The organism is Chryseobacterium sp. A301 (assembly GCF_054489425.1).
Genome location: NZ_JBTMWY010000002.1, coordinates 152,431 through 174,439, shown reverse-complemented (window position 1 = coordinate 174,439; position 22,009 = coordinate 152,431). Strand labels below are relative to the sequence as shown.

23 protein-coding genes are annotated in these 22,009 nt (G+C 43.0%); 10 read left to right on the top strand and 13 right to left on the bottom strand.

What is annotated here, in order from left to right; genetic code table 11:
• The gene (locus ACX3PU_RS04125) at positions 1-435 is read left to right on the top strand and encodes a PaaI family thioesterase (RefSeq protein WP_459083651.1); all 435 of its coding nucleotides are present in this window, start codon (positions 1-3) and stop codon (positions 433-435) included.
• Positions 435-1,400 (top strand): chorismate-binding protein, encoded by a 966-nt coding sequence (locus ACX3PU_RS04120; RefSeq protein ID WP_459083650.1) that lies wholly within the window; start codon positions 435-437, stop codon positions 1,398-1,400. The genes ACX3PU_RS04125 and ACX3PU_RS04120 overlap by 1 nt, the downstream gene beginning before the upstream one ends.
• On the opposite strand, the gene ACX3PU_RS04115 is transcribed toward ACX3PU_RS04120, so the two are convergent.
• The 9 genes from ACX3PU_RS04115 to ACX3PU_RS04075 form a co-directional block, all read right to left on the bottom strand.
• The gene (locus ACX3PU_RS04115; protein ID WP_459083649.1) at positions 1,397-1,603 is read right to left on the bottom strand and encodes a hypothetical protein; all 207 of its coding nucleotides are present in this window, start codon (positions 1,601-1,603) and stop codon (positions 1,397-1,399) included. The genes ACX3PU_RS04120 and ACX3PU_RS04115 overlap by 4 nt on opposite strands.
• Before the next feature lie 12 nt (positions 1,604-1,615).
• A complete protein-coding gene (locus ACX3PU_RS04110; RefSeq protein WP_459083648.1) occupies positions 1,616-2,218 on the bottom strand; it encodes a MarC family protein in 603 nt (200 codons plus the stop codon).
• Between the two features lie 45 nt (positions 2,219-2,263).
• Positions 2,264-4,003, bottom strand: a complete 1,740-nt coding sequence (locus tag ACX3PU_RS04105; protein WP_459083647.1) for a BatD family protein — start codon at positions 4,001-4,003, stop codon at positions 2,264-2,266.
• On the bottom strand, positions 4,003-4,695 hold the full coding sequence (locus ACX3PU_RS04100; RefSeq protein ID WP_459083646.1) for a tetratricopeptide repeat protein: 693 nt from the start codon (positions 4,693-4,695) through the stop codon (positions 4,003-4,005). Before ACX3PU_RS04100 ends, ACX3PU_RS04105 begins: the two co-directional genes overlap by 1 nt.
• A 123-nt stretch (positions 4,696-4,818) precedes the next feature.
• Complete coding sequence (locus ACX3PU_RS04095; RefSeq protein ID WP_459083645.1) at positions 4,819-5,826, bottom strand: vWA domain-containing protein; 1,008 nt, start codon at positions 5,824-5,826, stop codon at positions 4,819-4,821.
• An 11-nt stretch (positions 5,827-5,837) separates the two neighbouring features.
• Positions 5,838-6,836, bottom strand: coding sequence for a VWA domain-containing protein (locus ACX3PU_RS04090; protein ID WP_459083644.1), 999 nt, complete (start codon positions 6,834-6,836; stop codon positions 5,838-5,840).
• A complete protein-coding gene (locus ACX3PU_RS04085; RefSeq protein ID WP_459083643.1) occupies positions 6,829-7,725 on the bottom strand; it encodes a BatD family protein in 897 nt (298 codons plus the stop codon). The genes ACX3PU_RS04090 and ACX3PU_RS04085 overlap by 8 nt, the downstream gene beginning before the upstream one ends.
• Before the next feature lie 11 nt (positions 7,726-7,736).
• Entirely contained in the window at positions 7,737-8,600 is an 864-nt protein-coding gene (locus ACX3PU_RS04080) for a DUF58 domain-containing protein (RefSeq protein WP_459083642.1), read from the bottom strand.
• A 50-nt stretch (positions 8,601-8,650) separates the two neighbouring features.
• Entirely contained in the window at positions 8,651-9,655 is a 1,005-nt protein-coding gene (locus ACX3PU_RS04075; RefSeq protein WP_459083641.1) for an AAA family ATPase, read from the bottom strand.
• Between the two features lie 479 nt (positions 9,656-10,134).
• Here ACX3PU_RS04075 and ACX3PU_RS04070 point away from each other — a divergent pair, with 479 nt between their 5' ends.
• Genes ACX3PU_RS04070 through ACX3PU_RS04040 form a run of 7 tightly spaced genes read left to right on the top strand, consistent with a single transcriptional unit; the run spans position 10,135 to position 16,808 of the window.
• Positions 10,135-10,605, top strand: a complete 471-nt coding sequence (locus ACX3PU_RS04070) for a DinB family protein (protein WP_459083640.1) — start codon at positions 10,135-10,137, stop codon at positions 10,603-10,605.
• A gap of 1 nt (position 10,606) precedes the next feature.
• Positions 10,607-11,392, top strand: a complete 786-nt coding sequence (gene rlmB, locus ACX3PU_RS04065) for a 23S rRNA (guanosine(2251)-2'-O)-methyltransferase RlmB (RefSeq protein WP_459083639.1) — start codon at positions 10,607-10,609, stop codon at positions 11,390-11,392.
• A gap of 24 nt (positions 11,393-11,416) precedes the next feature.
• Positions 11,417-12,466 carry a DUF6263 family protein gene (locus ACX3PU_RS04060; RefSeq protein ID WP_459083638.1) on the top strand — a complete coding sequence of 350 codons (1,050 nt, stop codon included), beginning with the start codon at positions 11,417-11,419 and terminating at the stop codon, positions 12,464-12,466.
• Positions 12,467-12,481: 15 nt separating this feature from the next.
• Positions 12,482-12,697, top strand: a complete 216-nt coding sequence (locus ACX3PU_RS04055; RefSeq protein WP_459083637.1) for a hypothetical protein — start codon at positions 12,482-12,484, stop codon at positions 12,695-12,697.
• On the top strand, positions 12,681-15,236 hold the full coding sequence (locus ACX3PU_RS04050; RefSeq protein WP_459083636.1) for a YfhO family protein: 2,556 nt from the start codon (positions 12,681-12,683) through the stop codon (positions 15,234-15,236). The genes ACX3PU_RS04055 and ACX3PU_RS04050 overlap by 17 nt, the downstream gene beginning before the upstream one ends.
• A gap of 1 nt (position 15,237) precedes the next feature.
• Positions 15,238-16,545, top strand: a complete 1,308-nt coding sequence (locus tag ACX3PU_RS04045) for a glycosyltransferase family protein (protein ID WP_459083635.1) — start codon at positions 15,238-15,240, stop codon at positions 16,543-16,545.
• An 11-nt stretch (positions 16,546-16,556) separates the two neighbouring features.
• Complete coding sequence (locus ACX3PU_RS04040) at positions 16,557-16,808, top strand: FUSC family protein (protein ID WP_459083634.1); 252 nt, start codon at positions 16,557-16,559, stop codon at positions 16,806-16,808.
• 50 nt (positions 16,809-16,858) lie between these two features.
• On the opposite strand, the gene ACX3PU_RS04035 is transcribed toward ACX3PU_RS04040, so the two are convergent.
• The 3 genes from ACX3PU_RS04035 to ACX3PU_RS04025 all read right to left on the bottom strand — a co-directional run bounded on the left by ACX3PU_RS04035 (position 16,859) and on the right by ACX3PU_RS04025 (position 20,604).
• Entirely contained in the window at positions 16,859-18,157 is a 1,299-nt protein-coding gene (locus ACX3PU_RS04035; protein WP_459083633.1) for a DEAD/DEAH box helicase, read from the bottom strand.
• A 187-nt stretch (positions 18,158-18,344) separates the two neighbouring features.
• A complete protein-coding gene (locus ACX3PU_RS04030) occupies positions 18,345-19,325 on the bottom strand; it encodes a PLP-dependent cysteine synthase family protein (protein WP_459083632.1) in 981 nt (326 codons plus the stop codon).
• A gap of 49 nt (positions 19,326-19,374) precedes the next feature.
• Entirely contained in the window at positions 19,375-20,604 is a 1,230-nt protein-coding gene (locus ACX3PU_RS04025) for an ABC transporter permease (protein WP_459083631.1), read from the bottom strand.
• A 4-nt stretch (positions 20,605-20,608) separates the two neighbouring features.
• Here ACX3PU_RS04025 and ACX3PU_RS04020 point away from each other — a divergent pair, with 4 nt between their 5' ends.
• Positions 20,609-21,805: an exo-beta-N-acetylmuramidase NamZ family protein gene (locus ACX3PU_RS04020; RefSeq protein WP_459083630.1), complete on the top strand. Its 1,197-nt coding sequence runs from the start codon at positions 20,609-20,611 to the stop codon at positions 21,803-21,805.
• On the opposite strand, the gene ACX3PU_RS04015 is transcribed toward ACX3PU_RS04020, so the two are convergent.
• Positions 21,802-22,008 carry a hypothetical protein gene (locus ACX3PU_RS04015; RefSeq protein ID WP_459083629.1) on the bottom strand — a complete coding sequence of 69 codons (207 nt, stop codon included), beginning with the start codon at positions 22,006-22,008 and terminating at the stop codon, positions 21,802-21,804. The two genes, ACX3PU_RS04020 and ACX3PU_RS04015, sit on opposite strands and share 4 nt — an antisense overlap.
• Between the last annotated feature and the right edge of the window lies 1 nt (position 22,009).

The window sequence follows — 22,009 nt, the reverse complement described above, 5'->3', positions numbered from 1 at the left end:
ATGGATTTAAAAGAAAAAGAAGAACGTTTAAAAGCTCTAAACTCTTGGGGAAAAGAATCGATGGCGATCACGCTCGGGATTCAATTTACGGACATTGATGAGGAAAGTCTTTCTGCCACTATGCCCGTACAACCTAAGGTTCATCAACCCTACGGCATCTTGCATGGAGGAGCAAGTGTCGCCTTAGCCGAAACCCTTGGCTCTACCCTTTCTGTTCTACACGTGGACCGAGAGCAGTTTGCCCCTGTGGGAACGAACATCAACTCAAACCATCTTCGCAGCATAAAACAAGGGATTGTGACCGGAAAAGCGACGTTTATTCGCAAAGGAAATACGATGCACGTTTCTCAAATTGAGATTCGCGACGAGCGTGGAAAGCTGATCAACCACACCACCATGACAAACAACATTATTCCTCTTTCTAAACTAAAGTAATGCTTTATTTCAAGCTTCCTTTTTCTTCGGACCTCTATACGCTTCAGGGAGAACCTTCAAAGGATTCCCTTCAGTTCATCTCTTTTGACGAAAAGAAAACCCTCAGCTTTAAAGGAACTCTAGAAAAAGTAAGTGAAAAGCAAATTCTAGATTCTGAATTCACCTCCTCACAGCTTACAGATAGTTCTGAGCTTATTTCTCAAACGAGGGAGCAGTACAACGAAAGATTAGAAGAGGCAATAGAGCTTATCAAAGAACACGAGCTCGATAAGCTTGTGCTTTCGAGACGAAAGCTTATCGCTTATAAAGAGCTCTCCCTTTCTAAAAGCTTTCTTAATCTGACAGAAGCGTATCCCAAAGCCTTTTCTTACGTATTTGCACAAGGAACGGAGAGCTGGATTGGGGCGTTCTCCGAATTACTCGGTGAATACGATCTCCTTACAGGGCAATTTAAAACGATGAGTTTAGCAGGAACTCTTCCTTTAGAAGAAGAGTGGGAAGTAAAGGAAAATGAGGAACAGGCGGCGGTGACTCGTTATATGGAATCGGTGCTCTCAAAATACTCTACAGGGATTAAGACCTCAGAGACCTATTCTCATCCCTCGGGCTCCATCAAACACTTACGAACCGATTTCACCTGCCAAGTAGATCCAGAAAATCTGGACGCTTTGATTCAGGACCTCCATCCCACTCCGGCCGTTCTAGGAACGCCCAAAGACTTGTGCATACAGCTTCTAGAGAACCTTGAACCTTACCCAAGAGAATTCTATGGGGGATACAGTCGGTTAAAAGTGGGAAATAAACTCTATTTCTTTGTGACGCTTCGCTGCGCAAAACTATTTACTCGCTCAGCCCATCTTTTTGTGGGCGGAGGAATTACTGCGAAAAGCAGCGTCGAAAAAGAATTTCAAGAAACGGAGCTAAAAGCTCAGGCGATCGGAAATCAGCTCGAAATAATCTCTTAATTAGAAGCCTCTTTCTTTGCAGGAAGCTTAGACCAAGTACTTAAAACAAAGACCAAAAGAAGTCCAATAATTCCGGCTACTAAAGAAACGACAAACTTCGTGTTCTCTTCATGAAGAAGTCCTTTGTCCCAATCTAAACCGTAAAGGTTTACCCCTACAAAAAGTAAAAAGAGTACTAAAAAGAATTTATAAAGCCTTTCCATAACTGCTATAGTTTAAAAATGAATATACGATTGAATTAGTTCTGCAAAGTTACTCGTAAATAATTTAATAGAGATCGCTAAAAGGATAATTCCGAATACTTTTTCTATTACTTTCAGTGTAGAGCGTCCTAGCTTTCTTTCAATCAAACTTGCGGAGCGAAGAACTAGGTAAACAAATAAGGTATTGAGTAAGATTCCAAAGATAATATTAATGTCATGGTACTGCGCTTTCAGGGAAAGTGTAGTCGTTAAAGTTCCTGCTCCTGCAATCAAAGGAAAGGCAATCGGAACGATGGAAGCTGCTTTTGCCTCTTCGTGACGCTGAATTTGAACGCCCAAAATCATTTCAAGGGCAATAATAAAGATAACGAAAGCACCGGCAATGGCGAATGAATTCACATCCACCCCAATAAAGCCAAGTATCTTATTCCCCACAAAAAGGAAAGAAATCATAATAAGTCCTGCCACAATAGAGGCTTTCCCCGAATCAATGGCTCCAAACTTTTGTTTCAAACTCACAATAATCGGAATTGAGCCGATGATGTCAATCACGGCAAAAAGAATCATTGAACAAGTAAAAATTTCTTTAAAAGAAAAATGGCTGAATACTTCCATAACTCAAATTATTAATTTCGCAAAAATATGAATAATAAATAATAATTATACAATTTTCTTATAAATTCTTTCTGCCTGCTCATAAAGCCCTTCTAGTGGCTCTGCGGCGTGTGCAGGGGCATACTTTTCGATCTTCACTTTCTGTCTAAAATCGCGATACTCCTCTGCGGCCATCGCCCCAAACTGGGCTTCAAATTGCGATTTTATTCCTTTCGGATTTGTTTCCTCTACTTTCTGCTGCGCCTTTGCATCCAAATCTTCAAGTCCTTCAAAAAAAGCATCTCGATTTCCATTTTTCGCCTCTGTGGACAGCTCACTAAAGAGGCCCTCAAAGTTCATCTCCATTTCTCTGCGGATCTTCTCCTCGGTTTCATGGACCGAGCCTAAATCCACCTTCTGCGTTTTGGAGTCGCTTTTCATTAGCCTTCTAAAGAGAGAATAGAAGAGTAAAATAACGGCTAAGAACACGGCTATAAGCGTGTAATTGGAAAGAAGCGTCTTCCAATTGAATTTGTCTTTTTCTTCTATCTTAAATTGAGTGGTCTGTACAATGGGAGTGTTTACAGTCTCGAGCACACTGTTGGTGTACTCGTTTACTTTTTCAATGGCAGATTTACTCCCTTTGATTTCTTCCTCGGTCAAAACGTTTACAACCACAGGACTCGGATCTAGACTATGAAACTGCCCGTCCTTTGGATTAAAGTAAACAAACGGAGTGCTGGCCACTTGAAAGCGTCCCGCCACTTTAGGGATCACTAGATACTTGGCGCTCACATAGCCGTCGAGTCCTCTTTTACCCCCTAAAATGCGGGTGGTGACCTCCGGTCTAAACATTGAGCTCTCGCCCGTAACTGATAAATGAGGAAGCATCGTGCGACTTAAATTCCCTGCGCCTGTAAGGCGCAGTTCAAAGGGAATGGCCTTCCCTACTTGCAAGGGTTCTTGTTTTAACTTAGGAACGAGCGTAAGTTTATAATCCCCTACCGCTCCCTTGTAGCCCTTAGGAGGTGCAGAAGGCAAATCTTTCACGTGGAGCTTTGCACTGCCGCTTCGGAGTTCATGCGCTTTGTTCCCTTCCGCCATTACGTTCACGCTCACTGCAGGAACGGTTAGGGAACCTGGTTCTTTTGGAATCACGAGAGCCATTCCAATGACTTGAGAAGAAACTCCCGTCTTTTGCTGTATTTCGGATTTGTCAAAAGCCACAGGCTTAAAACGCATATGATCGCTTTTAGGGAACTTTACTTTCCCCACCCGACGTAGTTGATTAAAGTCTTTGCTATAGGCTCGAACAATCGCCATAGTAGGTTCACCGGGGTAGATCTGCTTTTGATCGATCTCCATTTCGATCGAGATTTTAGAAAGGGAAGACTCCTGCGCTGCGCGCGTATTAAAATCTCCATCTCTTACCGTCACCTCAAAGGGATCGGTCATGTAAATCTGGCCGTTCACGGTCACAAGAAAAGATCCAATCTTGAACTTCCCACTGCTTTTAGGCTCTAATAAGAATTCGTAAATCAACTGATTGATGACGGTACTCGTGGAGGGATCTCCATAGGTCTGCCGCACCGAACCTTGGCCTAAGACATGAAATTTGGATAAATCGGGTGTACGCAGAGGCGTTTCTTGAATCAGGTCGTTTCCGTTGAGTTCCTGAATTACGTAGAGGGTGAATTTCTCCTTACCGTTAAGAACTTTCTTATCGGTATCTGCTAGTAGACTCACCTGAGCATCGCTCAAACCTGAGACTACAAGGAACAGAAAAAATAAGAGCCTAGTCTTCATCACCAATCTTTCTCGTTGCTCCTAGGCACCGAATATGTGTTTTTATTTAATATTTTTCTTGCTGTCTCTGATTCCCGTCCTTCTACACGGTTCAGTAGTGCATTTTGCTCATCTTTTGGCATCTGACTTCCTTTGGGTGCATCTCCCTGGTTCTTTCCGTCCTCTCCTTTTCCTTCTCCTCCTTCTCCTGCAGTGCCTTCACTCGGTTTTCCATTCGGGTCCTTTTGGGCGTCTTTGCTTTTGTTATTGCCCTCATTCCCACCGCCGCCACCGCCGGCATTCTGAGATTCTTTCTCTTTTTCTTTCAGCATGGCAATCTCGTAATTTCGCCTTGCTTCTTCTTGGTAAGGATTTAACTTTAACGCTTGTTTGTAGGCCGCAGCGGCCCCTTTAGAATCATCAAGCTTCATAAGGGAATTTCCCAAATTGTACTGCGCCACGAGTCCTTCCTCTTTTGTCTTAGCGAAAGATAGGGCTTTTTCATATTCTGCCCTAGCCTCTTCAAATTTCTTTTCTTTATAAAGGGAATTCCCAAGATTGTAATGCGCTGCAAAATCGTTAGGGCTTTTTTCGACTGCACCTGAGAATTTCGATCTTGATTCCGAGAACTTTCCTTTTTCAAAATACTGATTCCCCTCGTGCATGAATAGCTTATAACTTGACTGGGCTTTTACAGAGTAAAAACCAAGCATAACAAAGAGAAATAGAAAATAATTTTTTTTGACCATTGATGCTACAAAATTATTTCTTTTAATCTGAATATCTGAGGGTAAAACCGTTAAAATTTGGTTAAAACAGCCGCTTTGGGTGGGGCTTTAGAAGTGAAAACCTCTTTTCGGATTGAAAAGAAGGATTAGCAGCCAGAAAAAGAGCGATACAGCTAAGAAATATTGGTAAAAATGCTTGGCATTTTGCGAGTCCACATAGAGATTCGAATCGCTTGAAGCCTTCTTTAGTTCATGCAGAATTTCTCTGGAGGCATTGTCAAGGGAATTTCCATTTACATAGCTGCCTTTGGTCCCTTCTGCCAGAGCTACAAGAGCCTTTTCCTCACGTTTTGTGACCACAGGCTGACCATCAAGTCCCATTTTGTACCCTAGAAGTTGACCGTACAAATATTCAGGAACTGGAGCACCTTCCGCAGTGCCAATGCCCACGCTTAGAATGCGAATGCCTTCTTTTTTCGCTAGGGATAAGGCTGCTTTCTGCTGCTCTTCATTGTCCTCTCCATCCGAGATCAAAACGACTTGCCTGGATCCTTTTGGAACCGACTTAAATTTCTTAACGGCCTCCTGAATCGGTTTTAAAAAATCCGTTCCTTGGCTTTGCAAAATCGTGGTCTCAATTCCTTGAACGTAGGACTGCACCGCGGTAAAGTCCGTCGTTAAAGGAAGGATGGAGCGACCCTCTGCGGCAAAAACAATGATTCCGACGCGATCGTTTTCTAATCCTTGCAGGGTGTTAATTAAAATGTTTTTTGCCATCGTGAGCCTACTTGGCTCTATGTCCTCGGCATTCATGGAACTGGAGACATCGAGTAAAAACAGAACGTTGTTCATTTTCTGCTCGGATTTGATTTTCTCACTTGCTCCTAAAACATCGACAATCGCAAGGACTAAAAATGCAACTGCCAATAGATAGAAAAGAGGAAGAACTCTTGAGATTAGACTGCTTTTAGAAAACAATTTTTCTCTAAACCTGGGTTCTGCAAAGGCCTCACGAGACTCCCGTCTCCATCGCAAAAACGCGACGATAAGCACCCCTAAAAATGGGATAAGTAGGAGTAGAAGCAGATAAAGAGGTTGGCCTAAGCTTACGTCCATGCGTGGTCTATTTAGAGTATGGTTTTAAACAGTGCCCATCTCAAAAGGGCATCTACGAGTAAAATCAGTAGTGCCCCCAAGAGCAAATAACGAAAATACTCGGTATAGTTATACATTTTCGAGGTTTTCACCTCGGATTTTTCAAGTTGGTTAATCTGCGCATACACATTTTGAAGCGCATCGTTTGAGGTAGCTCTAAAGTACTTCCCTCCCGTTTTCCTTGCAATGTCCAAAAGAGTGGGTTCATCAATCTTCACCTCGACTTCGGTAAAAACAAGGTCTCCAAAGATATCTATATTCGTGGGCATTAAGGCGTAGCCATTGGTTCCAATCCCAATGGTATAGACCTTAATTCCCAAACTTTGCGCCAAATCCGCTGCGACAAGGGGCGAGATGGAATTCTCAATCGTGTTGACCCCGTCGGTCATCAAAATAATAATCTTCGTTTTGGCTTTGGAATGTCTTAAATGCGTGGCCGCGACGGAGAGTCCGTCTCCAATTGCGGTTCCAGGCTCTAGTTCCATTGGATCTATTTGCTCGATTTCATCTAGCACAATCTGATGGTCAGAGGTGACGGGTACTTTGGTTAAGGCTTCTCCACTGTAAGTCACAAGACCAATTCGGTCGGTGGGCCTGTCCTTCACAAACTGACTTGCGATTTTTTGAAGCGCAGAGAGTCGATCGGGTTCTAGGTCTTTAGAAAGCATACTTAAAGAGGCATCCACTGTCAGCATAATGTCCATTCCTTTAGTGTCGTCCTGAAGCTCTGAAATACTAAAAGTCCGTGGCCTAGCCATGGCTAGGAAAAGAAGACTTAAAATCAAATATTTAGAAAGTTTTAAAAACTTTAAAACAAGGCCATACCCTTTCGAAGAGTCCATATCCTCTAAGGAACTTACTCTCAGCTGCTGGCTATTTTTCTTTGAAAAATCTCGAATCAGAAGGGGAACAAAGAAAAGAAAGAGCAGAAGCATCCAGGGGCTTTCCCATTGAAAATTCAAATCAAACATCCTTTCTCAAATTTTCAAATTCTAAATCCTTGCTCGATTCTTTAACCATCTGCACAATCGAGTCGTAATCCTTCGTCATCGCCTCCATATCTGGGAAAATTTTCGCAAATTTCACGAGATCTCCTCTTGTGAAAACTTCTTTTAAGATGGCTTCGCTCGGCTGCGAGACCGTTTGGTTCATATGAATCAGATCAAGTAAATCTTCCGTTAACAGAACGTCCGCAGGAATTCGGTATTGACGCGTCAAAAAGGCTCTTGAAATGTCGATTAACTCCACATAGAAAAGTCGGTAATTTCCTTCTTCAATGTACTGTTTCTTCTTAAGCTGTGCGAGGGCCTTTAATGTTTGGTTGGTCGCTACTTTTGGAGAGTCTTTTTGTCGTTTTCCGTACTTTATGAATTGGTAGATTAAAAAGACAATTGCGAGTAAGGCGAGCAGTCCTAGTAAGTAAAACTTATAGAGGTCCCAATAGTCTTTCATATTGAGTTTTACCTCCCTGTTTTTCATGATGTCATTAATTTGATCGCCCTTTTGCGCTGTGTTCACGACTTCTAATGTGTAAGGAATGGTTTTTAAAACTTTCTCTCCCACTTTCACCTCAAAGGCAGGAAGCGTAAAGGTACCTTCCTCAAAAACCGTAAAGGTAATGAGGCGCTCGTAATGATCTCCTTGCAAAGAAATACTGTCTTTAATCTCTTCGAAGTGAAACGGCAGCAACTCCCCTCGAGGGGCAAGCTGTACGTTTTGTCCGTTTAAATTTTCAATTCGGATCTTGTAGGTATTAGGCTCCGCGAGTGCAATGGTTTTCTTTTCTAGTACAGAAAAAAGCGTTTGACTACTTACACCTAGGCTCCAAAGCCCAAAAAGCAGATAGATAAGTTTTTTCAATCTCCTTACGTTTATCGGTTTAAAAAATACTGGTGCAGGGCACGCGTATACGGTGCTCCCGTGTTTAATTCAATAAGTCCTGCACTGTGTTTTTCCAAAATTTCTTTTAATTTTCGGGCTTTGGTTCTTCTCGCTTCGGCGAAATTATAGCGCCAGCGTTTGCTCGAAGTATTGACCCATTTGACTTCTCCTGTTTCGGAATCTTCAAAAGCTAAGTAGCCTAAATTCGGAAGTTCTAAATCGCTTCGATCGTTGACCCGAAAGGCGAGCAAACTGTGGCTTCTTGCCGCTACCCCAAGGGTTCTTTGCTCAATTTCTTCTTGAAAATCCGATATCATAAAGACAAAGGATTTCTTTTTGAACACTTTCATAAGATACGAAAGTGCATCGGCGTGATTGCTTTTGGCGCGGACGGGCTCAAAAGAAAGAATCAAAGAAAGAATCGAAAGCACATGCTTTCTGCCTTTACTCGGAGGAATCACTTTATAAACTTTGTCGGCATAGAGGATCAGTCCGACTTTGTCCTGATTGCCTGCTGCTGAAAATCCGATACTCGCGCAGATTTCAGCCATGTATTCTCTTTTTAGAGCGCTGTGGGTTCCAAAATCCATCGAGGAAGACACGTCCACCATGAGAATGACGCTGAGCTCTCTTTCCTCCTGCATTACCTTTACATAAGGCTCTTTAAATCGTGCCGTTTTGTTCCAATCAATTCTCCGAATCTCATCGCCAGGCTCGTAGGGTCTAATCTCAGAAAAGACCATCCCTTGTCCTTTAAAGGAACTATGGTACTGCCCCATAAGCGCAGCCTGGCTTTTGTGCCGGGTGCGTATCTCAATCTGTTTGACTTTCTTTACAAGTTCTTTAATGTCCATAGAATTCGTTCCTTTCTCTTCTTCCCTTTCGTAACAGAGAATTTCTCTTTTTACGGCGCTTGAATTTTCGCTAGAATCTTTTCAATTAAAGCCTCCGTAGTTAATTCTTCCGCCTGGGCCTCAAAGCTAAGGCCAATTCTATGTCTTAGAACATCCATTGCGACGGCTTTCACATCTTCCGGAATCACAAAGGCGCGGTTTTGCAAGAAGGCATGCGCGCGACTGGCAATGGCTAAATTAATGGAAGCTCTTGGAGAAGCTCCAAACGTAAGAAAATCGGAGAGTTCACTCAGTCCGTATTTTTCAGGATACCTTGTGGCAAACACCATATCCAGAATGTACTTTTCAATTTTTTCATCTAAGTAGATCTGATTCACGATGGTTCTTGCTTCTAGAATCTGATCTAAGCTAAGGACTGCATTAATAGTCTCAGGAGTCCCCGTAGCCACACGTCTCATCACTTCTCTTTCGTCTTCAAAGTCCGGATAATCAATCGTACATTTAAGCATGAATCGGTCACTTTGTGCTTCAGGAAGCGTATAGGTTCCTTCTTGGTCGATCGGGTTTTGCGTCGCAAGAACGAGAAAGGGTCTGGGTAGAGCCATGGTTTCATCGCCAATGGTCACCTGCCTTTCTTGCATCGCTTCTAAAAGTGCAGACTGCACTTTCGACGGCGCTCTGTTAATCTCATCCGCAAGGACAAAGTTTGCAAAAATAGGACCTCGCTTAATTAAAAAATCGTTCTCCTTAATGTTGTAAATTTGGGTTCCAATCACGTCCGCTGGAAGAAGGTCCGGTGTAAATTGGATTCTTGAAAATTCGCCATGCACCGCCTGGGCCAAAGATTTGATGGCTAAGGTTTTGGCTAGGCCGGGAACTCCCTCTAATAAAACGTGTCCGCTTCCCAGAAGCCCAATGAGCAGTCGGTCTATCATATAGGACTGCCCGACTATGGCTTTGTTAATTTCCTGTTTTAAACGTGTAAAATGAGCGTTGGTTTCGGTAAGCTTATGCGTAAGAATCTGAAGCTCTTCAGCCTGCTTTATTTCTGACATAAATTGAATTTAATATTGCGTGGGTAAAATTGCGATAAATACAAGCAAAAGTCAACACAATTAGTGCCAATTTCGCGTTAAAATTTGTTAAATGTAAAAGCGCCGGAATTGGGCTATAGAACCCTCTTTCTTTTGCTTTCTAAGTGCAATTTACAAGATTTTTGGCTTTGAAACTCAAATTTTGTCTTTGAATTTATATTTGCCTCCCCGCTCCTAACTCTGAAAAACCAAACCCCACGGTACCTGTAACCCTCTAAAATAAAGGAAAGAAGGATGTTTTTATCTGCGTGGAAAACAGGACACAAACTAAGTTTGCATGAATAGAGGCTTAGTAGGGCAAGTACTTCCACAAAAATCTTCTAAGGGAAAAGGGGGCCTTTGCCTCCTCTATTCGCATGCCTAAGGGGAACTTAAATGTAGCGCCTCTACTTGTGATTTACAATTAATTAAAGTACTTTTGAGGCTTAAAACCAAGTCTTATGACCTATCAATTTCAGACCCATAAAACGGTCAGAAAGAACTTAAAGGAAATCCTAGATTCCACTCCGTACGAGGAGCTTATGCTCATTCCCGATGGATTCAATAACAACCTATATTGGAACATTGCGCACTGCGTAGCGACCCAACAACTTCTTCATTATTACCTAAGTGGCAATTCGTTTCGAATTGATAAATACTGGGTGGAAACCTACAAAAAAGGAACACTTCCCAACCTAGACGTCTCCACTTCAGAAATAGAAGACCTCGGGTTCTTGCTCACGGAGACTTCCAAGATTTTAGCAAAAGATTACGATGCGAAGCTCTTTACAGACTATTCGAATTATCCCACAAGTTTTGGGATCTCCCTTAGTTCCATTGAAGAGGCCATTCAGTTTAACAACCTGCACGAGGGACTACACTACGGCTATGCCCTTGCACAAAAACGCGCCATTTTAGGCGAAACCCATTAATATGAAAGATTTTAACTCAAGCGAAGGTATCGACAAGAAAGACGACATGGTCTTTGGAATCCATCCCGTGATGGAAGCCATTGAAAGTGGCAAAAACATTGACAAAATTTTTGTTCAAAACCAACTGGTTGGAGCGAATGTACAGGAACTTAAAGCCTTACTCGCAAAGCACAAAATTCGTCCCAACTATGTACCGGTAGAAAAACTAAACCGACTCACTAGAAAAACTCACCAAGGGGTTGTGGCTTTTATCGCTCAGGTCCCGATTTACAGCATTGAAGACATTTTACCCGGAATGCTCGAGGAAGGGAAAACTCCTTTCCTTCTTATTTTAGATCGACTCACGGACGTAAGAAACTTTGGTGCGATCTGCCGTACGGCAGAGTGCGTAGGCATTGATGCCGTGATCGTCCCAGAAAAAGGAGGCGCACCGATCTCCTCGGATTCGATTAAGACTTCGGCCGGAGCCCTTTTCAACATTAAAATTTGCAAGGAGAAAAACTTAGCCCACACCGTGGACTATCTTCAACAAAACGGAGTGCTTGTGTATGCTGCGACAGAGAAAGCTCAAAAACTAGCCTACGATGTAGACTTCAATGAACCTTGCGCCCTTGTGATGGGGAACGAAGAGAGTGGAATTTCAAAAGAAGTGCTACACCATGCAGACGAAAAAATCAAACTTCCTATTGAAGGAAAAACCCAATCTCTAAACGTATCGGTAGCCACGGGCGCGATCCTGTACGAGGCCATTCGTCAAAAATCTCTTTCCCTTAAACTCGAATCGTAAGATTCACCACATTCGACTTAATTTATGAAAAAATATACTATTGTTCTTTTTGCCCTACTAAGTGTGACCGCTTGCAAAAAAGAAAACACAAGTTCAACGACTACTTCAAAAACAGATAGCCTTGCGCCCAATGCGTCTACATCCGATTCCACTGCGGTCTTAGGGGCTGAGAGTGCAGGACCTGCCATTGCTCAGAAGGAGGGGGTCTATACCCAAAACTTCAAATTAGCGATTGGAGAAACCTATCCTCTTACCACCTACCAAAGAAACCTTCAATCGGTCGTGGGACCGGACGGCAAGACCCAAAGGGCATCCAGCAATTCTACGGACGAGATGAGCTTCACGGTGAATGATTTGAAAGACGGAGTTTATGACATCACGATTAATTTAGTTGGAAAAACCAATTCCCAAACGGCCGCAGGAAAAACGCAGACGGTGGACACCAAAGGAAAAGAACCTGAGGACCCTCAATTAAAGATGATGTGGCATATGAACCGCGCACTTACAGGGAACAAACTTCAAATGAAAATGGATTCCAAAGGAGAAGTTCTATCCATTACTGGATTTGACCCAATCTATAAGAAAATCACAACAGCCGCCACTTCTCAAATCAAAGAAGCTGCGCAAAAAGAAGGTTTCCTTCAAAGCTTCAAGGATAGCTTCAACGAAAATACCATTAAGGAGCAGTTTACCAAAAACCTAATGGTTCTCCCAAAAGCCGGAGCGAAAATTGGACAAAAATGGAGTGAGACCGAAAATGCAGCACCGGACGGTTCTGTAAAACTAACGACGAATTACACGCTTGAAAAAGTAGAAAATGGAATCGTTACCATTAAAGTAACCGGCGGCATTCCGAAGAAATCAGACAAGAAAACAAACGAGGGAGTGACCCATACGATCTCCTCTGAGCTGACTCAAAGCGGAAGTGTGAAGCTGGACCAGGCCACAGGTTGGATCAAAAACCAAAACGTGAGCGTGAAAACCAAGCAAAGCCAAACGCTTTCCGATGGAAAACAAAGCGAAACCATGAAAAGCGAGTCGACTTCCACTGTCATTGTCAACCCTGAAAAATAAAGATTTTTACTTCTCATGAAATTCATCCTTCTTACGATACTCTCTACGATCATCATTTTCTTTGTGTGGAATATTTTAAAGAGACTCTTTTTCAACAAATTCTATCAATTTCCTAGTCCAAAAAAGAGTACACAAAGTCCTAAAGAAAAATTGAAGTCCAATTTAAAATGGGACGCTGAAACGGTAGAGTATGAAGAGTTAAACGACAAAGCAAATGGCCAAAAAGACTAATCTCCTATTCATAGTCCTTTCCTTAGGGATTTTACTTGCCATCTCCCTCTTGTACCTCTCTCCTGTTCTTACGGGTAAGAGTGTCATTCAGCCCGACATCGTGCATTACAAAGGAGGCGCAAGTGAACTTTTGGATTACCGCGCGAGCCACGGACAGGAAACCTATTGGAGCGATGCCATGTTTGGGGGTATGCCTACTTACCAATCGGGAGCTCAGTTCCGAGGCGATTTAATTAAGCAAGTAGATTATGCGCTGCAGATTTTGCCAAGACCTGCCAATTATATTTTCCTACTCATGGCGGGATTCTTTTTGCTTGGCTATGTGGTGACCAAAAGCTGGAAGTACGCCCTTTTAGGGGCAACCTTTTTTGGTCTTTCCACTTATTTTTACATCATTATTGCGGCCGGGCACAATGGAAAAGTCCATACCCTCGCCTATTTTGCGCCTTTGCTAGCAGGAATTCTCCTGGTTTACATTCGAAAGAAATACCTACTCGGGTTTGTTCTCACCACGCTTTTCATGGGACTGCAAATTGCAGCGAACCACCCTCAAATGACCTACTATCTCTTTATTGCCCTTGGGTTCCTCTTCCTATCGGAACTCTACAGAGCGATAAAAGACAAAACGAGACTTCGTCACTTTTTAGTGAGTTCCGGAATTCTGGCGCTCGCGTTTGTTCTAGGCGTCGGAATGAATTCACAAAGATTACTTGCGAATGCCGAATTTGTAAAGGAAACAACCCGTGGAAAACAGATTCTAGACAACCCTACCCAATCGAGTACGAAATCCGGTCTTGACAAAGAATCCATTACGATGTGGAGCTATGGAAAGCTCGAAACTTTAAACCTCTTCATTCCACGCCTAATGGGCGGCGCGAGTAGCGAAGAAGGATCTGACAAGATCATGGAAGGATTCCAGACTTTGGTGCAAGAGAACGTACAGAGTCAGGCGCAGTGGGATCGAATCTCTCAAGGCCTTCGAAGTTTAACTTACTGGGGCGAGCAGCCGGGAACCTCTGGACCTGCTTACCAGGGTGCGGTGGTTGTTTTCCTTGCTATACTAGGATTTTTCTTTGTTCGAAAAAAGTACCGATACTGGATCTTAGGAGCCAGTATCCTAACGATTCTACTCGCATGGGGGCATAACTTCTCCCTACTCACAGACTTTTTCATTGAGTACATTCCTTTGTACAACAAATTTAGAGCGCCTTCCTCCATTTTAGTGGTGGTAGAACTTCTGCTGCCTTTGGTGGCCATTTTAGGACTGTATCAGTTCTTTCAAAGCTCGGAAATATCCAAGGAAAAAAAGCAGAAAACACTTATCCGGGTCAGTGCAGCGGTGGGTCTGTTTTTAGTTTTACTTCTTCTAGGCGGAAAATCGCTTTTAGGTTTCTATACGCCTAGTGAAAAGACCTATCTTCCCCCTTATTTATTAGACTATCTTGCAGAAAACCGTCATTCGGTTTTTGTCCAAGACACGCTAAAAACTTTGGGCTATGTTGCACTTGTCTTTGCTCTACTCTTTTTGAGTCTAAGACAAAAGCTATCCCAAAACGTAGTTTTAATCGCAATTGGTCTTCTTAGTTTAGTGGATCTTTGGAGCGTAAACAAACGCTATTTAAACGACACCAATTTTGTTGAAAAAGCCTTTGCAGAGCAGCCTTTTTTAACCGAAGACTCTGAATTCTTACAGGAAAAAGCGAAGGACAATTCGTACATTCAAGGACTTTTAGGCCAAATCCCGGTGAATAGGGCTTTAGAAGAATTAACCACGACAGACACGAGTCATTATCGGATCTACAACCAAACTTTAGGAACTTTTGGTGAGACCAATACGTCGTACTTTAAATCTTCCATTGGAGGCTATTCCGCTGCGAAATTAAGAAGGTACGATGACCTCATCGATCGGTATTTCTTAAGAGGGGATTCTGTCCAAACTCCCAAAGTACTGAATCTCTTAAATGCGAAATACCTCATCTACGGCTCGACCGCAGATCCACAAGTGGCCCTGAATCCAGACGCAAACGGTCCGGGCTGGCTAGTCTCAGAAGTTCTCTTCACAAAAACAGCCAATGAGGAATTTGAAGCGATCGGTCAGGTAGACAGCAAAAAAGTAGCGGTCATTAATGCAGCAGACCAATCTTATCTCGAAGGAAAACCTCTTGCCGCGGATTCCACTGCAAGCTTTACCCTCACAGACTACAAAGCCAATGAGATTGCATTTGCATCCAAATCCAAAACGCCTCAATTGGCCGTGATATCAGAAATGTACTATCCGTATGGATGGAAAGCCTATGTCGATCAAAAACCTGCGGAGTATATAAAAGTAAATTATCTCTTACGAGGAATCTATCTGCCCGAAGGAAGTCATGAAGTAAAAATGGTCTTTCAGCCAGAGGTCATTCAAAAAGGAAAACTTTATTCTCTTTTGAGTACGGGTCTTTTTGTACTTCTTGCCGGACTTGGATTCTATATCGAACGAAAAAAGAAGCCTATAAAACCTACCAACAAGGAGGTTAAGGAGCTAGAGGGAGCGTAAAATGAACAAAAAAAAAGTTTTAATCATCACGTACTATTGGCCTCCCGCAGGGGGTCCTGGCGTACAGCGATGGCTAAAATTCACAAAATACTTGCCTGAGTTTGGGTATGAGCCCTATGTCTATACGCCTGAAAACCCAAGTTACCCTCTTTTAGATCCTTCGCTAGAGAAGCAGGTTCCAAAGGAACTCACGCTGGTACAAACCAAAATTTGGGAACCCTATCAATTGGCTGAACTCCTTAGTTCAAGCAACCAAAAATACAAAGCCGGTCAGTTTGATAAGGTAGAGAACCAGAGCCTAAAAGGAAGACTTTCCATCTGGGTTCGAGGGAATTTCTTTATCCCGGATGCCCGAAAGTTTTGGGTGAAGCCTTCGCTTCGTTTTCTAAAAACCTATTTGAAGAAGAACGGCATTGATACGGTGATTACTTCGGGTCCACCGCATTCTATGCACCTAATTGGTCTTGGACTCAAAAAAGAGGATCCCTCCCTAAAATGGATTGCGGATTTCCGAGATCCGTGGACAGAAATATCCTACTACAAGCATTTAAAACTCTCCAAGTGGGCGGATCGCAGGCATCACGCACTAGAAAAAGAAGTACTGCAAACCGCGGATCTCACTTTGGCAACCAGTTACTCTGACGCAGAGCAGTTTAAATCCTTAGGTGCTAATGCGATTTGCATCACCAATGGATTTGACCCAAGCGATTTGCCTGCTATCTCAAACGATAGCCCTAAGTCCGATTCAAAGTTCAGCCTCAGTTATATTGGCGTTTTAGAACAATTAAGAAATCCCCAGCTGCTTTGGGATGTTTTAATTGAGCTTGTAGAAAGCGAAAAAGCATGGAAAGAGAAGCTTGAGCTTCGTTTTGTGGGTCGAATCGACCCCAAACTTCTAGAGAGTCTCCAAAGCTCCCCACTGTCCCCTCACCTAAAGGAACTAGGCTATCTCTCTCATGAAAAGGCTTTAGCACAAATGCAAAAAGCTTCCTTACTTCTGATCACCAATTTTCCTTCAAGTGCCTCCAAAGGTATTATCCCAGGAAAACTTTTTGAGTACTTAGCCTCTGAAAAACGAATTTTGTCCTTTGGACCACCCTCTGCAGATGTACAGAAGATTCTAGAAGAAACGAAAAGCGGGTCTCATTTTGCGTATGACGAATCGAGCGCGCTTAAAGAATTTTTGAAAAAAGAAATGGACCTTTTTGAGTCCGGCGAAAAAAAACAAGGCTCGGCTTCCATTGAAAAGTTTACAAGACGCTCTTTAACAAAGTCTCTTGTCAATGCCCTTGAACGTTTAATTCCTTAAACTCAACCTCTATGACCCCTAACGAAAAACTATCCGAAAAAAGCACTCAGGAGCTCATTTCAGAGCGAGCAAAAATTAAAACGGCCCTCTTAACGAACGCGGTCATGGTCGGCGTTTTGATCGGCATCGCGATCTACAGTACCTATAACAATGGACTGAGCATTCTTACGTTCTTTCCACTTCTTTTCATTCCCATGTTTACAAAAAAGGCAGCGGGCAAAAAAGCGATTGACCAAGAACTTAAGAATCGAAACGTACTGTAAACGTTGGAATTAAAAGAGGCTCCCCTCTTATCCAACTTATAAATTTCTTTCTACTTGCTGTGTTCAATTAAATAATTGGCAATCACTTTCTCAATGAGTTCTTCCTTGGTTAGGTGATGAAAAGTGGATTTGATTTGAAGTTTAACCTCTTCTGGAATTTCACGGTTGGGTTTGGTTTTGAATACTTTTTTTGCCCAAACCAGAGTGTTGTTCCATTCTAGGTCTTTTGCATCTACTTTCCCTGCCGGCTCAAAATGAATTCCAAGTTCTTTTTCAAACGCAGCAATGTCTTTAACCTCTTCCTCTTGAAGGATCGTCATAGACAATCCTTTGGCACCGGCTCTCCCTGTCCGACCGCTACGGTGCACATAGGCCTCTTTCGTATCAGGCAAATGGTAATTCACCACGTAGGCAAGCTCCTTTACATCAATTCCTCGAGCCACTAAATCCGTGGCCACGAGTATGTCAATATGCCCTTCTCGAAATTGCTCCATGATGCGATCTCGAATGGCTTGGGTTAAGCTTCCATGAAGAGCCCCAGAGGGGATTTTACGGATGGCTAAGTTCTTGGCCAATTTGTTTACAGCCGCTTTGGTTTTGCAAAAGATAATCCCTCTTCCTCCTTTTTGAGAATTTAGAAAGTGCAGCAGCACATCCAGTTTTTCAATAGGGTCTACGACCAGATACTGATGATCGATTCCTTCGTGCGGCAATAGATCTGATTCAGACTGAACTGAAACGGCATTTTTGTTTAGGTAATTATGCACAATCTCTTTTAATTCTCCAGGCATCGTGGCACTAAACAAATACGTGCGACGCTCTTTAGGGAGAGCTTTTAAAATCTCCATCAAATCCTCTTTTAAGACTTGGAACATTTCGTCCGCTTCGTCGAGTACAAGATGCTTTAATCCTTTCACATCAAAGGCTTCTCTTTTAAGTAAATCTAAGAACCGACCGGGCGTCGCCACCAGAATTTGAGGGGAGGCTTTCAGGGCCTCGATTTGTGATTTAAGCGTACTTCCCCCTGTGATTAAGACGGTGGAAACTTCCACAGAGTAGGTAGAGAAAGAAATTAGGTTGTTATAAATCTGCTGACTTAGTTCTCTTGTGGGTGCTAAAATTAGAGTTTGTACCCCCGATTGCTGTGCATCCACGAGTTGCAAAAGAGGAACTCCAAACGCAGCGGTTTTCCCCGTTCCTGTTTTCGCAAGTGCGACAAGATCCTTCTTTTGGTCTAGAATTACAGGAATCACACGCTCTTGAATCTCGGTGGCTACCGTGATTTCAAGATCCGCTAAAGCTTTTTGAAGGGACTCGTTTATTCCCAAATCGGAGAGGCGTACAGACATATCTAATTTTCGACAAAGATAGCGACAGTTTTGCTCTTAAGACTATTCTAATCTCGTGAATTGTGGCAACTCCCCTAGATCCCTCCTTTTGGCCCTAAAATAAGAAGTCCGTCTCACCTTGGGTGAGACGGACACTTTTCTTTGACTGCGCACGTAAAGCGCGGCAGATAGAGAAGGGTTTAAGGGTTTACAACCATCCCATTTCTTCCATCCACTCGTCGTTATAGATTTTTCCTACATAACGAGAACCGTGGTCATGAAGTAGGACGACAATCACATCGTCTTTCTTAAAGGTGTCTTTCATCTGAACCAGGGCCGCGATGGCACTTCCTGCAGAATATCCACAGAAAATCCCTTCCTCTTTTGCCAGTTTTCTCGCGTAGATCGCGCCGTCTTTGTCGGTCACTTTTTCGAAATGGTCAATTACGCTCATGTCGTAATTTTCAGGAATAATATCCTCTCCAATTCCTTCCGTTATGTAACTGTACGCGTTCTCTAAGTTGATTTCGCCAGTTTCATGGTATTCTTTAAGTATAGATCCATAGGTATCCACTCCAATCACGTTTATACTTGGGTTCTTTTCCTTGAAGAACTGTCCACATCCGGTTACGGTTCCTCCGGTTCCTGCTCCTGCCATAAAATGGGTAAGCTTCCCCTCCGTTTGCTCCCAAATCTCAGGAGCGGTAGACTCGTAATGGGCCTGACGATTGGATAAGTTGTCGTACTGGTTCACGTACCATCCGTCTTTTGTTTCCTCAGCTAAGCGCTTGGAAACAGAATAGTACGAACGCGGATCTGTCGGTTTCACATCCGTAGGACATACGATGACCTCCGCTCCCAGAGCTCTAAGGATATCGCACTTTTCTTTGGATTGTTTGGAGTTGGTGACAAAAATACATTTGTATCCTTTCACAATCGCGGCAAGGGCAAGTCCCATTCCCGTATTCCCTGAGGTCCCTTCAATAATGGTCCCTCCTTTTTTTAAACGTCCGTCTTTTTCTGCGTCCTCTATCATCTTTAAGGCCATACGGTCTTTGACAGAATTCCCAGGATTAAACGTTTCCACTTTGGCAAGGACTAGGGCTGGAAAATCAGGTCCTAGCACTTTATTCAATTTTACAAGTGGGGTATTCCCGATGGTTTCGAGAATCGTATTTGCATAGTTCATAGCGTCTTTTCTACTGGTATTTAAGTGGTGCAAAGATACAATTTTCCCCTTAGGTATATTTGATAGAACGCACAGGAGAAATCTTTGAAATAAGGACACTAGGTAAAACCAGTGAGACCGCAGAAATTAGAAGTATCCCTACCGAAATCCCTACAATATAAAAGGGATTCAAATCCACCGGTACTTGACTTACGTAGTAATTCTCAGGATTCAGAGAGATAATGCCGAAGTATTTTTGAAGCAGTAAGAATCCAATTCCAATGGCATTTCCCACCACAAGCCCCGGAATCATGATAAGCAGCGTATAGTTAATAAAAATCATCCGTACCTGTCCATTGCTCGCTCCTAGGGTTTTCAAAAGTCCAATCGACTGAGTCCTTTCAATAATTAGGATGAGTAAGACCATGATAATGTTGATGACCACCACGGTAAGCATGATGGTAATAATCAGGGCGATATTCACATCAAAGATATTGATCCAATCCACGATTTGTGGATACTTAGAGGTCACTTTATCTGCCCGATTCCCCTCACCCACAAGCGCAGCAACCGCAGGAAACACCTCTTCTAAATCGTTGTTGTTGTCTAAGAAAACCTCGTATCCCCCGACATCCGTCGAACTCAAGTCTTGAATTCTTCTCGCGTGGTTGATCCCTCCGAGCACAAACAAATCGTCAATCATTTTGATGTCCGTCTTGTAAAGTCCAGAGATTTCAAATTTTCGGTATAGAGGGTTCTGGTCTACTTTAGAAAAAATGGCCACAATGCTATCCCCTACCGATTTCTGCAAGTCTTTCGCTAACTTTTCGGAAAGCACAACCTCATTCGTATAGCCTTCTTCCGTCACGATAGGAGTTCTCCCCTTCGTCACAAATTGTTTGAAGCGCTCATGGTCAAAATCCTTTCCAATGCCTTTGAAGATAATCCCTGCAAAGTTCGTCTCGGTTCGCATGATCCCACTCACCGTCACAAATTTTTGAACCTTGACTACGTGAGGGCTCGCTTCTAGTTCTTTTAAACGAACCGATGAAGTATTTAAAATAGCGGAATTGTAGGACGTGCTGCTGTTTTCACTTTTGATCTCAATGGCACCGGCAAAATCCGCCATCCTATTTTTGATCGCATTTTTAGATCCAATTCCTGTGGAAACGGTGATTAAAGAAACAATAATTCCAAGGGCGACGGAGAGTCGGCCAATGAAAATGATAATCTGTGAGAGATTATTTTTGCTATCTTTGGAAAACGCAATTTTCTGCGAGAAATAGAAAGGAAACTTCAACCCGATGAATTTTAGCCTCAAAATTAAAACTTTACTTCTTACAAGCCTAATTTTTTACGCAGCAATCGCTGGGTTATCCGCGCAGACCTCCTCAAAGGAATGCTTTAAGGCGGGCGCAGACCGACCTGAGCTCTATTTGCCGCTGTTAGAGGGCAAATCGGTGGCCGTGGTCACCAACCAAACGGGACTCTTAGAGGATGGGCAGCATCTTGTGGATTATTTGGTCTCTCAAAACATCAAAATCAAACACATTTTTGCGCCCGAACACGGCTTTAGAGGAACAGCGGATGCAGGCGCCGTGGTTAAAAATGGAGTGGATACAAAAACGGGACTCTCCGTTCTTTCGCTGTATGGAAGCAATAAAAAGCCATCTGCCGCTCAGCTAGCAGGCGTCGATCTTATCTTGTTTGACATTCAAGATGTGGGAGTTCGTTTCTACACATACATCTCCACACTCGCGTACGTTCTAGAAGCTGCGGCTGAACAAAAGATAGAAGTCATCGTTCTAGATCGTCCGAATCCGCACGATGGATATACCGACGGACCTATTTTAGAATCTAAATTTTCAAGTTTTGTAGGTCTTCATCCTGTGCCCGTAGTCTATGGACTTACCATTGGAGAATATGGAAAAATGACCATTGAAGAGGGATGGCTTAAAAACAAAGTAAAGCCTTCCTATACGCTCATTCCGATGCTAGGATACCATAAAAAAGAGCGGTATCCGATGCGGGTAAAACCCTCTCCGAACTTACCGACGGACCAGGCGATTAACCTTTATCCCTCGTTATGCTTTTTTGAGGGCACGCAGGTTTCTGTAGGTCGGGGAACGAATCTCCCGTTTGAAGTCTATGGCAGTCCTTGGACGCCCTCACTTCCTTATAGCTTTACGCCAAAACCGATGCCCGGAGCAAGCGACCCTTTCTTAAACGGGAAAAAAAGTTATGGAGAAAATCTGTCGCTTGAGCCTACGGATTTACGCAAATTAGATCTTTCGTATCTTCTAAAAGCCTATCAGGCATACAAGAATCCAAATCAAAATTTCTTTTTGAAGAATCTATTTTTTGATAAACTGGCAGGAACGGATGCTCTACGCAAACAAATCGTAGAAGGCAAGTCCGAATCAGAGATTCGAGAATCGTGGGAGAAGGGACTCATTTCTTTTGAGGCCATTCGCAGCAAATACATCATTTACCCGAACTAATCGAACGGCTCAGGTTTGTTTTTATCGTCCTTGTTTTTGTAAAGGATAAACATACCAATAGACAGTCCAATCACGCCTGCGGCGCCATTTAATAGTGCGCGAGAAAGCCTGTCCTCTGCATCGCTGCCAATATAGTTCATCCCAAAAATTAGGGCAAAAGTAATGATTGAAAATACAATGTGTGCTTTTCCGAATAGTTTCATA

What these genes read in the sequence shown, in the direction of transcription:
- ACX3PU_RS04100 (WP_459083646.1), bottom strand. Translation starts at nt 4,695, where the DNA reads ATGCTTGGTTTTTACTCTGTAAAAGCCCAGTCAAGTTATAAGCTATTC.
- ACX3PU_RS04110 (WP_459083648.1), bottom strand. Translation starts at nt 2,218, where the DNA reads ATGGAAGTATTCAGCCATTTTTCTTTTAAAGAAATTTTTACTTGTTCA.
- ACX3PU_RS04095 (WP_459083645.1), bottom strand. Translation starts at nt 5,826, where the DNA reads ATGGACGTAAGCTTAGGCCAACCTCTTTATCTGCTTCTACTCCTACTT.
- ACX3PU_RS04090 (WP_459083644.1), bottom strand. Translation starts at nt 6,836, where the DNA reads ATGTTTGATTTGAATTTTCAATGGGAAAGCCCCTGGATGCTTCTGCTC.
- ACX3PU_RS04040 (WP_459083634.1), top strand. Translation starts at nt 16,557, where the DNA reads ATGACCCCTAACGAAAAACTATCCGAAAAAAGCACTCAGGAGCTCATT.
- ACX3PU_RS04060 (WP_459083638.1), top strand. Translation starts at nt 11,417, where the DNA reads ATGAAAAAATATACTATTGTTCTTTTTGCCCTACTAAGTGTGACCGCT.
- ACX3PU_RS04020 (WP_459083630.1), top strand. Translation starts at nt 20,609, where the DNA reads ATGAATTTTAGCCTCAAAATTAAAACTTTACTTCTTACAAGCCTAATT.
- ACX3PU_RS04105 (WP_459083647.1), bottom strand. Translation starts at nt 4,003, where the DNA reads ATGAAGACTAGGCTCTTATTTTTTCTGTTCCTTGTAGTCTCAGGTTTG.
- ACX3PU_RS04045 (WP_459083635.1), top strand. Translation starts at nt 15,238, where the DNA reads ATGAACAAAAAAAAAGTTTTAATCATCACGTACTATTGGCCTCCCGCA.
- ACX3PU_RS04030 (WP_459083632.1), bottom strand. Translation starts at nt 19,325, where the DNA reads ATGAACTATGCAAATACGATTCTCGAAACCATCGGGAATACCCCACTT.
- ACX3PU_RS04125 (WP_459083651.1), top strand. Translation starts at nt 1, where the DNA reads ATGGATTTAAAAGAAAAAGAAGAACGTTTAAAAGCTCTAAACTCTTGG.
- ACX3PU_RS04015 (WP_459083629.1), bottom strand. Translation starts at nt 22,008, where the DNA reads ATGAAACTATTCGGAAAAGCACACATTGTATTTTCAATCATTACTTTT.
- ACX3PU_RS04080 (WP_459083642.1), bottom strand. Translation starts at nt 8,600, where the DNA reads ATGGACATTAAAGAACTTGTAAAGAAAGTCAAACAGATTGAGATACGC.
- rlmB (WP_459083639.1), top strand. Translation starts at nt 10,607, where the DNA reads ATGAAAGATTTTAACTCAAGCGAAGGTATCGACAAGAAAGACGACATG.
- ACX3PU_RS04115 (WP_459083649.1), bottom strand. Translation starts at nt 1,603, where the DNA reads ATGGAAAGGCTTTATAAATTCTTTTTAGTACTCTTTTTACTTTTTGTA.
- ACX3PU_RS04120 (WP_459083650.1), top strand. Translation starts at nt 435, where the DNA reads ATGCTTTATTTCAAGCTTCCTTTTTCTTCGGACCTCTATACGCTTCAG.
- ACX3PU_RS04035 (WP_459083633.1), bottom strand. Translation starts at nt 18,157, where the DNA reads ATGTCTGTACGCCTCTCCGATTTGGGAATAAACGAGTCCCTTCAAAAA.
- ACX3PU_RS04070 (WP_459083640.1), top strand. Translation starts at nt 10,135, where the DNA reads ATGACCTATCAATTTCAGACCCATAAAACGGTCAGAAAGAACTTAAAG.
- ACX3PU_RS04075 (WP_459083641.1), bottom strand. Translation starts at nt 9,655, where the DNA reads ATGTCAGAAATAAAGCAGGCTGAAGAGCTTCAGATTCTTACGCATAAG.
- ACX3PU_RS04050 (WP_459083636.1), top strand. Translation starts at nt 12,681, where the DNA reads ATGGCCAAAAAGACTAATCTCCTATTCATAGTCCTTTCCTTAGGGATT.
- ACX3PU_RS04055 (WP_459083637.1), top strand. Translation starts at nt 12,482, where the DNA reads ATGAAATTCATCCTTCTTACGATACTCTCTACGATCATCATTTTCTTT.